Annotated in this window: 11 protein-coding genes; 8 read left to right on the top strand and 3 right to left on the bottom strand. The window is 65.4% G+C overall.

The window, feature by feature from the left end; translation table 11 throughout:
• Nucleotides 1-23 precede the first annotated feature (23 nt).
• The 3 genes from gshB to CKW40_RS27240 all read right to left on the bottom strand — a co-directional run bounded on the left by gshB (nucleotide 24) and on the right by CKW40_RS27240 (nucleotide 2,404).
• On the bottom strand, nucleotides 24-965 hold the full coding sequence (gene gshB / locus CKW40_RS27230; protein WP_095202919.1) for a glutathione synthase: 942 nt from the start codon (nucleotides 963-965) through the stop codon (nucleotides 24-26).
• 71 nt (nucleotides 966-1,036) lie between these two features.
• On the bottom strand, nucleotides 1,037-1,411 hold the full coding sequence (locus CKW40_RS27235) for a GtrA family protein (RefSeq protein ID WP_095202920.1): 375 nt from the start codon (nucleotides 1,409-1,411) through the stop codon (nucleotides 1,037-1,039).
• Nucleotides 1,412-1,414: 3 nt separating this feature from the next.
• Nucleotides 1,415-2,404, bottom strand: a complete 990-nt coding sequence (locus tag CKW40_RS27240; protein WP_095202921.1) for a glycosyltransferase — start codon at nucleotides 2,402-2,404, stop codon at nucleotides 1,415-1,417.
• Nucleotides 2,405-2,567: 163 nt separating this feature from the next.
• On the opposite strand from CKW40_RS27240, the gene CKW40_RS27245 reads away from it, so the two are divergent.
• The 8 genes from CKW40_RS27245 (at nucleotide 2,568) to CKW40_RS27280 (ending at nucleotide 11,837) form a co-directional block, all read left to right on the top strand.
• The gene (locus tag CKW40_RS27245; protein WP_095202922.1) at nucleotides 2,568-4,361 is read left to right on the top strand and encodes a polysaccharide biosynthesis protein GtrA; all 1,794 of its coding nucleotides are present in this window, start codon (nucleotides 2,568-2,570) and stop codon (nucleotides 4,359-4,361) included.
• 152 nt (nucleotides 4,362-4,513) lie between these two features.
• Nucleotides 4,514-5,863, top strand: coding sequence for a putative bifunctional diguanylate cyclase/phosphodiesterase (locus tag CKW40_RS27250; RefSeq protein WP_095202923.1), 1,350 nt, complete (start codon nucleotides 4,514-4,516; stop codon nucleotides 5,861-5,863).
• Nucleotides 5,864-6,028: 165 nt separating this feature from the next.
• Nucleotides 6,029-6,796 (top strand): SDR family NAD(P)-dependent oxidoreductase, encoded by a 768-nt coding sequence (locus tag CKW40_RS27255; RefSeq protein ID WP_095202924.1) that lies wholly within the window; start codon nucleotides 6,029-6,031, stop codon nucleotides 6,794-6,796.
• A complete protein-coding gene (locus CKW40_RS27260; protein ID WP_095202925.1) occupies nucleotides 6,793-7,743 on the top strand; it encodes a 2-dehydro-3-deoxygalactonokinase in 951 nt (316 codons plus the stop codon). Before CKW40_RS27255 ends, CKW40_RS27260 begins: the two co-directional genes overlap by 4 nt.
• A complete protein-coding gene (locus CKW40_RS27265; RefSeq protein ID WP_095202926.1) occupies nucleotides 7,740-8,378 on the top strand; it encodes a 2-dehydro-3-deoxy-6-phosphogalactonate aldolase in 639 nt (212 codons plus the stop codon). The genes CKW40_RS27260 and CKW40_RS27265 overlap by 4 nt, the downstream gene beginning before the upstream one ends.
• Nucleotides 8,378-9,259, top strand: a complete 882-nt coding sequence (locus tag CKW40_RS27270) for an SMP-30/gluconolactonase/LRE family protein (RefSeq protein ID WP_095203005.1) — start codon at nucleotides 8,378-8,380, stop codon at nucleotides 9,257-9,259. Before CKW40_RS27265 ends, CKW40_RS27270 begins: the two co-directional genes overlap by 1 nt.
• Nucleotides 9,260-9,392: 133 nt before the next feature.
• Nucleotides 9,393-10,466, top strand: a complete 1,074-nt coding sequence (locus tag CKW40_RS27275) for a D-alanine--D-alanine ligase family protein (protein WP_095202927.1) — start codon at nucleotides 9,393-9,395, stop codon at nucleotides 10,464-10,466.
• Nucleotides 10,467-10,517: 51 nt separating this feature from the next.
• Nucleotides 10,518-11,837, top strand: coding sequence for a low temperature requirement protein A (locus CKW40_RS27280; protein WP_244571302.1), 1,320 nt, complete (start codon nucleotides 10,518-10,520; stop codon nucleotides 11,835-11,837).
• Nucleotides 11,838-11,845 lie beyond the last annotated feature (8 nt).

The following is an 11,845-nucleotide window of genomic DNA, read 5'->3' on the forward strand; positions in this document are numbered from 1 at the left end:
GGTTAATACGAACTGAAAACGGCTTACTTGCGCTTGCCCTCGACCGCGTCCCAGAACAGCCTGGCAATGTCGGCGCCGCCAAAACGCTGCACCTCGCGCACGCCGGTTGGCGACGTAACATTGATCTCGGTCATGTAGTCGCCGATGACGTCGATGCCGACCAGGATGAAGCCGCGTGCCTTCAGCGATGGCCCGATGCGGGCGCAGATCTCGCGCTCGCGTGTCGTCAGCTCGGTCTTCTCGGCACGGCCGCCGACATGCATGTTGGAGCGGGAATCGTGCTCGGCCGGCACCCGGTTGATGGCGCCGACCGGCTCGCCGTCGATCAGGATGATGCGCTTGTCGCCCTTGCGCACATCCTTGAGGTAACGCTGTACGATGTAGGGCTCGCGGGACAGCTGGCCGAACATTTCCAAGAGCGAGGCAAGGTTGCGGTCGCCCTCGAGCAGATGGAAGACGCCGGCGCCGCCATTGCCGTAGAGCGGCTTGACGATGATGTCGCCGAACTCCTTGCGGAAGGCGGCGACCTCCTGCGGATCCTTGGTGATCAGCGTGTCCGGCATCAGGTCGGAAAACTCGGTGACGAAGATCTTTTCCGGGCTGTTGCGCACCCAGGCCGGGTCGTTGACGACCAGCGTCTTCGGATGGATGCGTTCGAGGATGTGCGTGGTGGTGATGTAATTCATGTCGAAGGGCGGATCCTGGCGCAGCAGGACGACGTCCATCTCCGAAAGGTCCGTGCGCACCTTGTCGCCCAGCGAATAGTGGTTGCCCTTCTCGTCGCGCACCTGCATCTCCTCGATGCGGGCAAACACCTTGCCGTCGCGCAGCGACAGCCGGTCGGGCGTGTAGTGGAACAGCTGATGGCCGCGCCGCTGCGCTTCCAGCGACAGCGCGAACGAAGTGTCGCCGGCGATCGACACGGTGGAGATATGGTCCATCTGGACGGCGATTTTCAGCTTCATGGCGGGTCTCCGGCGCAGTCGACGAGAGCGATATAAGGGTCGCCGCGCCTTCTGCCAATCGGGCCAGAGCTTTAACGGTCGAAGACCAGCCTGGAATAGCCGAGGAAGGACAGCGCCATGGCGGCCAGCGAGGCAATCGCGAGAGCTATGAGCGGCGGTGCCGCCGGCAGAGCGAGCAGGATGGCCGAGTAGACGAGATAGTTGACGACACTGGTGGCGATGCCGACGCTGCCATAGCGGGCGCCCTCCTCTGCCACTCCACGGCGCGAGGGCGAGAAGGTCAGATGCCGGTTGATCTGCCAGGTGGCGCAGAGCGCAAAGCCGATCGACAGCATGCGGGCGACGAACGGCCCGAGCGGCGTGACGGCGAGCAGCAGCCAGAGCGCGGCCGCGTCGGCGGCGAAACCGATGCCGCCGGCGAAGACAAACCGGACAAGGCGTTGCATCGTTCAGGCCGCGCGCCGGGTCTTGCCCGGTTGCGGCTTCCGCACCACCTCGGTGGCGCTGCGCTCGACACGCCCGGAAGGCATGGACAGGTAGAAAATGCGCTTCTGTTCGGCGCGCCCGCGCGAGACGGAATCGAGGATCAGCCCGGTCACCGCCGCCAGCATCGACAGGAGCAGCAGGCCGACCGACAGCACCCAGGTCGGCATACGCGGCACGAGGCCGGTTTCGGCGAATTCGACCAGCACCGGCGCCATCAGGAACAGGCTGGAGGCGAGAAAGAACAGCGAAAAGGCGCCGAAGAAGCGCAGCGGCTGCGTCTCCTTCATCAGCATGGCGAACATCCAGAGAATCTTGGCGCCGTCGCGGAAGGTCGACAGCTTCGACGACGAACCTTCCGGGCGACGGCCATAGTCGAGCGCGATTTCGCTGACCGGCAATTTGAGCTGCGAGGCGTGCACCGACATTTCGGTCTCGATCTCGAAGCCGCCGGAGACGGCGGGAAAGCTCTTGACGAAGCGCCGGGTGAAGACGCGGTAGCCGGAGAAGATGTCGCTGAAATCGCTGCCGAACAGCCATTGGTAGAGGCTGTTGAAGACACGGTTGCCGAAGGCATGGCCGGCCCGGCCGGCATCGTCGGTGACGCCGCGCCTGGTGCCCACCACCATGTCGCTACGCTCGGTCAGCAGCGTGTTGATCAGCTGCGGCGCGTCCTCGGGCGCATAGGTGCCGTCGCCATCGGCCATCAGATAGATGTCTGCGTCGATGTCGGCGAACATGCGCCGCACCACATTGCCCTTGCCCTGGCGCGGCTCGCGCACGACGATGGCGCCGGCCGCGCGGGCGCGGAGCGCCGTCAGATCCTTCGAATTGTTGTCATAGACATAGATCGTGGCGGCCGGCAGCGTCTCGCGGAACCGCCGCACCACCTCGGCGATGGTCAGCTCCTCATTGTAGCAAGGCAGGAGGACGGCGATGACAGGTTCTTGCGGCATTTTCGTCTCCGAATGCCTTGTCGACCATACGGTCGTGCGCCGGAAACCGGCCTCGTCCAGGCGGTTTTACTATTTATTGAAGCCGTTAAGGCTAGGTTTAAGGCCGACTTCATGAGTGTCGATTGGCTTGGAAAGGCCCGGCATTCCGCCAGGGGCGATCGGGATGGGCACAGCAACGGCAACTTCCACGGGGAAGTCCGATATCGCGTTCGCGCTGCTTGCCGCCTTGCTGCTGCTGGGCCTCAATGCCTATGCCGGGTTCGCGCAGCTGGCCAATCCTGCGGGCGACAATGACAGCCTGCTGCAACTGGTCGAAGTCCGCGACCTCATGGCCGGCCAGGGCTGGTTCGACCTGCATCAGTACAGGATGGGGCTGGAAGGCGGCTTCGTCATGCACTGGTCGCGGTTGCTCGACGCGCCGCTGGCGCTTGCCATCCTTGCCGTTTCGGCCCTGACTGGCAGCACCGCTCTGGCCGAACAGGTGGTGCAGATAGTCTGGCCCACCCTGCAGTTCTTTCTCGCCATCTTCTTCATCATCCGCGCCGCGCGCGCTTCAGCCGGCCCGCATGCGGTGCTGCCCGCCGCCGTCGTCGGTGGCGCGGCCTTGTACTATATCGGTATCTTTTCCCCCGGTGCGCTCGATCATCACAATGTCCAGCTGATGTTGACGCTGGCGAGCCTCGTTCTGCTGCTGGAGGCGCCCACGCACCGGCCGGCTGCCTTTGTCGCCGGCATCTGCGCCACGCTAACCCTTGCCATCGGCATGGAAAGCGCTCCCTATGCCGGAGCCCTCGGCGCCGTCGTCGCGCTGCTGTTTTTCGCGAGGGGTGACGGCGAAAGGCTGATCGCCAGGGATTTCGGCCTCGGCGTCGCCGGCGTCTCGGCTCTCGTCTTCGTCACCACCGTCCCGGTCTCATCCTGGGGCCAGGCCCAGTGCGACACATTCTCGGTCGTGCAGTTCGCCGTTACCGGGCTTGGCGGTGCCGGCTTGGCGGTCATCGCCTCCTTGAGGGTCGCCAACGCCACGGTCGCCCGGCGCCTGATCTCGCTTGGCCTGCTAGCCCTCGCGCTCGCTCTCGTCGTTGTGCTCCTGTTCCCGCAATGCCTGGCGGCGCCCTATGCCCATCTCGACCCGCGCCTGCAGCAGATGTGGCTCGGCTATATCGAAGAGGCGCAGTCGATCGTCCAGCTCGTCTCCGATGACCCGGCAAGGGCCGTGGCGCGCTTTGCCACGCCGCTGGTAGCGATCGTGCTGATGGCGCTTCACTTCAGCCATGGCTGCTGGCGGCGGCAGGACAGCCTCGTCGGCGCGCTGCTGGTGGTGGCGGTCCTGGTCAGCGCCTGGGAAGTGCGCGGCTCGACCTTCTCCATCGCCTTCGCGGTGATCCCGCTTTCGGCCTGGATCGCCAAATGGCGGCAGCGCGCCGAGGCCAGCCCATCCAGCGGCTCGGTGCTGAGGATGGCCGCGGCCTGGCTGATCTCGGTCAATGCAATCTGGTCGGGCGCCGCTCAAGCCGCATCGAACGCTTTCGAAACCGGCACACCTGCCAAGGACACCAGCATTGATGCGCCCTGCAACAGCAAGGCTTCGTTCGCGGCGCTTGGCGCGATGGCCCCCACCACGGTGCTTGCCATCTCCAATCTTGGCTCGCCGATCCTCGCCTTTACCGGCCATCGCGTGTTCGCCGGCCCCTACCACCGCAACGTCGCCGGAAACCTGCTGGTGTTCGATGCCTTGCTGGGGTCGGCCGCTGATGCCAAAGCCATAGTCGAAAGCCATCATGTCGGCCTTGTCGCGCTCTGCCGCGGCAACACGGAAAGCCGGCTGTTCGCGGCCAAGGCGCCGGACGGCTTCCTGGCCGGGCTGATGCGCGGCAGCGTGCCGGACTGGCTGGAGCCGGTGGCGGAGACGCGCGGCGCCCCGCTCGAGCTCTATCGTGTCCGGCCAAACGGCTGAAGATCTGTCTGAAAACAAGGGGTTGACGCCCATTGCATCGACCTTCCCCGAGGCAATGCGCTTTACCCGCGAATAATCGATTTGGGGATACGTTTCCTAAAGGGTTTGCTGCCAGTCTGGAAAGAAATCCGACGTCGCAAACAGGGACACCGATGCAAACTTCGTTTGGCACCGGTCAGGCAAACAGGGAAAGCACGGATCTGGCCTTCACCGATCCGTTGACCGGGCTTGGCAACCATCGCCGCTTCTTCGACAAGGTCGATCGCCTGATCAGCGACCGTGCCGACGATCCCGCACCTTTCACCGTCGGCATTCTCGACCTCGACGGCTTCAAGCCGATCAACGATCTGTTCGGCCACAAAGCCGGCGACGACATCCTGATCCAGGTCGCCATGCGGCTGCGCGCCTCGATGGACGGCCATTCCACGGTCTGCCGAATCGGCGCCGACGAATTCGCCTTCCTCTATCCGCTGGTGTTCTCCGAGGAGGCGGCGGCGGAAAAATCCCGCATGCTGATCGAGATCCTGTCGGCACCCTACGATGTCGGCGAACGCACCGCCAGGCTGTCGGCCTCGGTCGGCTGCTCGCTGTTCTATTCCGGCGACGAGACCACCGAGATCCTCATCAACAAGGCCGAAACGGCGCTCTACCACGCCAAGCGCTCCGGCCGTGGCCGGGTCGTCGTCTACACCCGCGAGATGGAAGAGGCGGCCAAGCGCGTCACCCGCATCGAGCAGGCCCTGCGCCGCGCCGTCTCCGCCGGCGAGGTAGAGCCGCATTTCCAGCCGATCGTCGACCTCACAACGCGCCGCACCATCGGCTTCGAGACGCTGGCGCGCTGGACCGATCGCGATCTCGGCGCGGTGCCGCCGACGGTCTTCATCCCCATCGCCGAGGAACGCGGCATCATCGGCCCGCTGTCGCAGCTGGTGCTGCGCAAGGCGACCGAGGCGGCCAGGAGCTGGCCGAGCGACCTGTTCCTGTCCTTCAACCTGTCGCCCTCGCAGCTCGTCGACCAGAACACCGGCCTGCACATATTGGCGATCCTCGACCGCACCGGCTTCGATCCGCGCCGGCTGGAGATCGAGATCACCGAGACCGGCCTGATGAACGACCCGGCCTCGGCCGCGCAGATCGTCGAGGATCTGCGCCGCGTCGGCATCCGCGTCTCGCTCGACGATTTCGGCACCGGCCAGTCCTCGCTCGGGCGCCTGCGCGAATTCCATTTCGACAAGCTCAAGATCGACCGCGCCTTCGTCTCCTCCATCCTCGACGACCGCCCGTCCGAGCACATCATCCGCGCCATTCTCGCCATGTGCGAGGGGTTGGGCATGGATGTGGTCGCCGAAGGCATCGAGGAGGAAGCGCAGGCCGATCGCCTGGTCCAGTTCGGCTGCGCCGGCGGCCAGGGCTATCTGTTCGGCAAGCCGGTCGATGCCGACGCCACGCTCGGCTATCTCCGCGATTCCTTCCGCGGCGCGTTGCGCGCCAAGGCGATCTGACCGGCGATTTCGCCGCCGCCGGCAACTCCACCAATGCTGTCGCGCGCATCCAGTGCGGCGCATTGTCGTTTTGTCTGACATAAGCCCGAAAATCCGACGTTTCGCCCTTGCCCGCGCGACTTGCGTGGCTAGGATGCGCGCCGTTCATGCGCGGAGAGAAACGATATGATGCCATCGGCGGATTTTGCCGACCTTAGGGGAGCCTCGGTGCTGATCACCGGTGGTGGCTCCGGGATCGGCGCGGCGCTGACCGAGGGTTTTGTGCGCCAGGGCGCCAATGTCGCCTTCATCGATATCGCCGAGGGCCCGAGCACGCTGCTTGCCGACCGCATCGAGAAAGAATTCGGCCGCCGGCCGCTCTACTTCAAGACCGATCTGCGCGACATCGATGCGCTGCGCGCCTCGGCGGCCAAAGCGGCCGAGGCGCAGGGCGATGTCACGGTGCTGATCAACAATGCCGCCTGGGACGAGCGCCACGCCGTCGAGGACGTGACGGTGGAGTTCTGGGACAACAACCAGGCGATTAACCTCAGACCACATTTCTTCACTGCGCAGGCGGTGGCGCCGGGCATGAAGCGGGCCGGCGGCGGCTCGATCATCAATTTCACCTCGACATCCTACCTCATCAACCACCCCGACATGCCGGCCTACACCGCGGCCAAGGCCGGCATTCTCGGCCTCACCAAGGGTCTGGCCGGCAAGCTCGGGCCCGACCGCATCCGCGTCAACGCCGTCGCGCCCGGCTGGGTGATCACCGAACGGCAGCAGGAACGCTGGGTCACCGAAGGAGCGCTTGCCGCCCATGTCGCCAAGCAGTGCATCAAGGAGATCATGCGCCCGGACGACATGGTCGGCACGGTGCTGTTCCTGGCCTCGGATGCCTCGCGCATGCTGACGGCGCAAATGCTGATCGTCGACGGAGGTTTTCTGTGAGCCCAGAATTTGCCGGCAATGAGCCGGCGGTCGCTGCACTCGATTGGGGCACGACCCGGCTCCGGGCTTGGCTGATCGACGGCAGCGGCAACGTGCTTGCCGAGCGTCGCGGCGATGACGGCCTGATCACCGCGCGCGAAAAAGGGTTCTCGAACGTGCTGGAAGGCCATTTGGCCGCCATGGGCGCGCCTGATGCGCTGCCCGTCATCATCTGCGGCATGGCCGGCTCTCGCCAAGGCTGGATCGAGGCGCCCTATGTGACCGTGCCGGCGCCGATCGGCGCCATCCTCGGCGGCGCCGCCCGGGTGGCTGATCAGAAACGCGACATCCGCATCGTGCCGGGTCTCGCCCAGCGCCTGGCCGACGCGCCGGATGTCATGCGCGGTGAGGAAACGCAGCTTGCCGGTGCGGGTTTGCCGGCAAAGGGCCGGCATCTCGCCTGCATGCCGGGCACTCACTCGAAATGGGTGCTGGTCGAGGACGGCGCTGTAGCCGGCTTCGGCACTTGGCCGACCGGCGAATTGTTCTCGGTGCTTTCAGCGCACTCCATCCTCAAGCATTCGCTTGGCGAGCATCCGGCGCCGGTCACGGGTGACAGCCCATTCTTCCGGCAATGGTGCGAACGGGCGCTTGGCGAGGGCGGCGACGTCACCTCGAAGCTGTTCGCCATCCGCGCTGCCGGGCTCCTGCAGGACCTGAAGTCGGAAGATGCGGCGGCCTGCCTGTCCGGGCTTCTGATCGGCGGCGAGATCGCCTCGGCGAAGCGCCGCTATGGCGCCGGCGATGCGCCGGTCGTGCTGATCGTCTCGGGCGCGCTGGCTTTGCTCTACCAAGCCGCACTCGACCTCGCAGGGCTTGCCGTTCGCACCGTCGACGCGGATGAAGCGGTGCGCGCTGGTCTCATCGAAGCCGCGCGTGAAAACGGCATGATTGGAGCCGCCAAATGACACAGACCGCAGCCTTCCCAAAACTTAAGCGTGGGTTAGTCGCCATCCTGCGCGGCCTGAAACCCGCCGAAGCGATTGCCATGGGGCAGGCTTTGTTCGACGCCGGCATCGAGGCGATCGAAGTGCCGCTCAACTCACCCGAGCCCTTCTCGTCGATCGCCAGGATCGCCGAAGTGCTGCCGAAGTCAGCCCTGGTCGGTGCCGGCACGGTGCTGACGGCGGCCGATGTCGACGGGCTGCACAAGGCTGGCGGGCGGCTCCTGGTCAGCCCCAACATCGATGCCGAAGTGATGGCGCGCGCCATGCGTTACGGCATGGTCACCATGCCCGGCGTGTTCACGCCGACCGAAGCCTTCCAGGCGATCCGGCTCGGCGCCTCGGCGCTGAAATTCTTTCCGGCGAGCGCGCTCGGCGCGGGCGGCATCTCGGCGATCCGGGCGGTGCTGCCGGCGCAGACCCTGGTCGGCGCCGTCGGCGGCGTTTCGGAGAAGGATTTTGCCGGCTACAAGGCGGTCGGGGTCACGGTCTTCGGCCTCGGCTCCAGCCTGTTCAAGCCCGGCATGAGCGTCGATGATGTGGCGGCACGTGCGCACGCCGCCGTGGCAGCCTGGGATGCGGTGTTTGGAGAGGCATGATGATTGAAGCGATCGTTTCGGTTTTTTCCGACCATGTCTGCCAACTCGGCGAAGGACCGAGCTACGATCCCGCCACCGATGCGCTGTTCTGGTTCGACATCGTCAATGGCCAGCTTCTGGAGAAGCAGCTGTCCGGCGGCGCGACCAAGGTCCATGAGCTCGGCCAGATGGCCAGCGCCATCGCCATCATCGACGACAAGCGGCAGCTGATTGCTACCGAGACCGGACTTTTTGTCCGCGACGTCGCGACCGGCAAGATGACGCTGCACACGCCGATCGAAGCCGACAATCCTGTCACCCGCTCCAACGATTCCCGCGTCCATCCCTGCGGTGCCTTCTGGGTCGGGACCATGGGCAAGGGCGAGGAAAAGGGCGCCGGCTCGATCTACTGGTTCTCTAGGGGCGAACTGCGCCGCCTGTTTTCGGATATCACCGTCTCCAATTCGATCTGCTTTTCCGCCGACGGCGCGCTTGCCTATTATACCGACACCTCGACCGGATTGCTGATGCGTGTCGCCTGCGACCCGTCGACCGGCCTGCCGGCAGGCGAGCCGAAGATCTTCGTCGATCACCGTTCTGCCAAGGGCTATATCGACGGTTCGGTGCTCGACCGCGACGGCATCCTGTGGAATGCCGTCTGGGGCGGCAGTGTCATCGAGGCCTATGGGCCCGACGGCAAGCTCGTCCGCACGGTCGCCATGCCGGTGACACAGCCATCCTGTCCGGCCTTCGTCGGCAAGAACGCCGATCGTCTGGCGGTCACGTCGGCCTGGTCGGGCAAGAATGAGAAGCAGCGACTGCTCGACCTGCAAGGCGGCATGACCTTCCTGCTCGACATTCCCGTCAATGGCCGGTTCGAACCGCGCGTGCTGATCGCCTGAACAAACCGGGCGATCGGCGCTGCTCATACCTTCTAGCTGTCACGCAGGCGTCCGGCTTGCGTCGGTTTCGCGAAAGCCGTTTGCATTGGCCGTGCGATGGTAGGCGATTGCATCGCCAGGAATCGTTCATCTGATGTCGAGCCACAAGCCAAAGCTGATCCTTGTCTACGAGCCGGAAAAGGCTTGCTTCGACCGTCTGATATCAGACGGCTTCCCGCCGCAGCGCGCCACCGAAATCTCGTCTTACCTGGCGCAGTCTACGGATATAGCCCCCGACTTCGCCGCACTTGCCGCCGCCTGCGAAGCGCGCGGTCTCGCCTTCGCGCCGGTGGCGCTCGACGATGCCGCCGGGGCGCTGGAGGATGCGGACGCTGAGAACACGCTGGTCTGGACACTGTCCGACGGCATCGCCTATTTCCGTGGCGGCACCGCGCCCGCGCTGGCCCGGCTCAAGGGATTGAGGACGATCGGCGCCGATGATGCTCTGTTCGCGCTCTGCCAGGACAAGTTCCGCTCCGGCGCCGTGCTTGGCGCGCTCGGGCTGCCGGCGCCGCAGGCCGGCCTTGCCCGCGACGGCAAATGGCTGGTCGAGCCGCCGGCTTCCGCCGCCGGCTGGTTCGTCAAACCCAACCGGCTCGGCGCCAAGATCGGTATCTGGCCGGATTCGCGCAGCAGCAATCTCGATCATGCGCTGGAGCTTAGCCGGCGCGTGTTTGCCGCCTATCGCGACGATGTCGTGGTGCAGCCCTATGTCGCCGGCCGCAATGTCCGTGCCAGCTTCCTCGGGCTGACGCCGCAAACCGGCATCGAAGCGCTCGGCATCGTCTTTGTCGATTCAGGCGGCGATTTCCAGACCATGGCGGACAGCATGGCGCTCTATGGAGAAACCGGCGAGGCGGCGAAGGCGGCGGGACTTTATGCCGAACCGGAGCTCGTTGCCGTCGCCGACGTCCAGCCGGGAGCCGACGCCAGGATCAGGACGATCACCGAGCGACTGATCAGCGGGCTTGGCCTGCGTGACGTGTTCTCCGTCGACCTGCGGGTCGAGGCCGACGACACAGTCCACCTGATCGAATTCGAGGTCTGTCCCGGCCTGCCCTGCTTCGATTTCCGCGCCTATTGCCGCCAGCAATGGGGCCTGAGCCTCGCCGACGCCATGGCCGAAACCGCCGCCAGCCGGCTGATCAGCCAGCGCCATCGCGGCTAGGCGGTATATCGCAAACCTCTGGTTGGCCGGACGCGGTTCTGGCTGCCCGCCTTGACGCTGACTGTCCTGTCTCTAGTGTCGGCTGACGACCCCAGCGAAGGCCGCGCGATGAACACCACGCCTGTCGGTTCCCTGCACCATCACGTCAGGCGCATGGCCGGGCGCGATCCGCATGAAGGGCATCGCGTCGCCACCCCGCTCGAACTGCTGTTCGATCTGACCTTCGTCACGGCATTCAGCTTTGCCTCTTCGCAGCTCGCCCACGCGCTGGCCGAAGGTCACTACATGGCCGCGTTGCTCGGTTTCGCCTTCGCCAGCTTCGCCATCTGCTGGGCCTGGATCAATTTCTCCTGGTTCTCCTCGGCCTATGACACCGACGACTGGATTTTCCGTCTCGTCACCATGGTGCAGATGATCGGCGTGCTGGTGCTGGCGATCGGCCTGCCGCGCATGTTCGCCTCCATCGAGCATGGCGAACATCTCGACAATTCGGTGATGGTGCTTGGCTATGTGATCATGCGAGTGGCCATGATCTTCCAGTGGCTGCGTGCCGCGAGACAGGACCCCGCCCGGCGCCGCGCCTGCCTGACCTATGTCACGGCCATTGCGGTCGCCCAGATCGGCTGGGTGGTGCAGATCGTCGTCGATTTCCCGGTCGGCACCAGCATCATACTGGCCGTCATCCTCGGCCTCATCGAGCTGGCGGGGCCGGTGGTTGCCGAACGCTGGGATGGCGGCACGCCATGGCATGCGCACCATATGGCCGAGCGCTACAGCCTGTTCGCCATCATCGCGCTGGGGGAAGGCGTTGTCGGCACGCTCGCGAGCCTGTCCGCCGTGGTCGAGGAGCAGGGCTGGACGGTGGATGCGGCCCTGGTCTGCATTGCCGGCACCGGGCTCACCTTCGGCATGTGGTGGGTCTATTACATTCTGCCTTCGGCGCCGATCCTGCACGCCCACCGCAACCGCGCCTTCGTCTGGGGCTATGGCCAGATGCTGATCGTCACCGCCATCGTCGCGACTGGCGCCGGCCTGCATGTCGGCGCCTATTTCATCGAGCACAAGGCGCATATCGGCCCGCTTGCGACGCTGCTTGCCACCGCAATCCCCGTCGGTGTCTTCCTGGCGGCGATCTACGCGCTCTACACCTATCTCGTCAGGCGCTTCGACCTGTTCCACATCTGGCTGCTGGTCGCAACGGCGGCGGTCGTGGCGCTTGCCGTCCTCGCCGCGTCTGCCGGCGTCGACATGGCGCTCTGCCTCGTCATCCTGATGCTGGCGCCGGCCGTCAGCGTGGTCGGCTACGAAACGCTCGGGCATCACCATCAGGCCGAAGCGCTCGCCGGCGACGAGCCCTCGACACAGCATTAGCCGGCTCC

The sequence above is a fragment of the Mesorhizobium carmichaelinearum genome (assembly GCF_900199455.1).
GTDB classification, from domain to species: Bacteria; Pseudomonadota; Alphaproteobacteria; order Rhizobiales; family Rhizobiaceae; genus Mesorhizobium; species Mesorhizobium carmichaelinearum.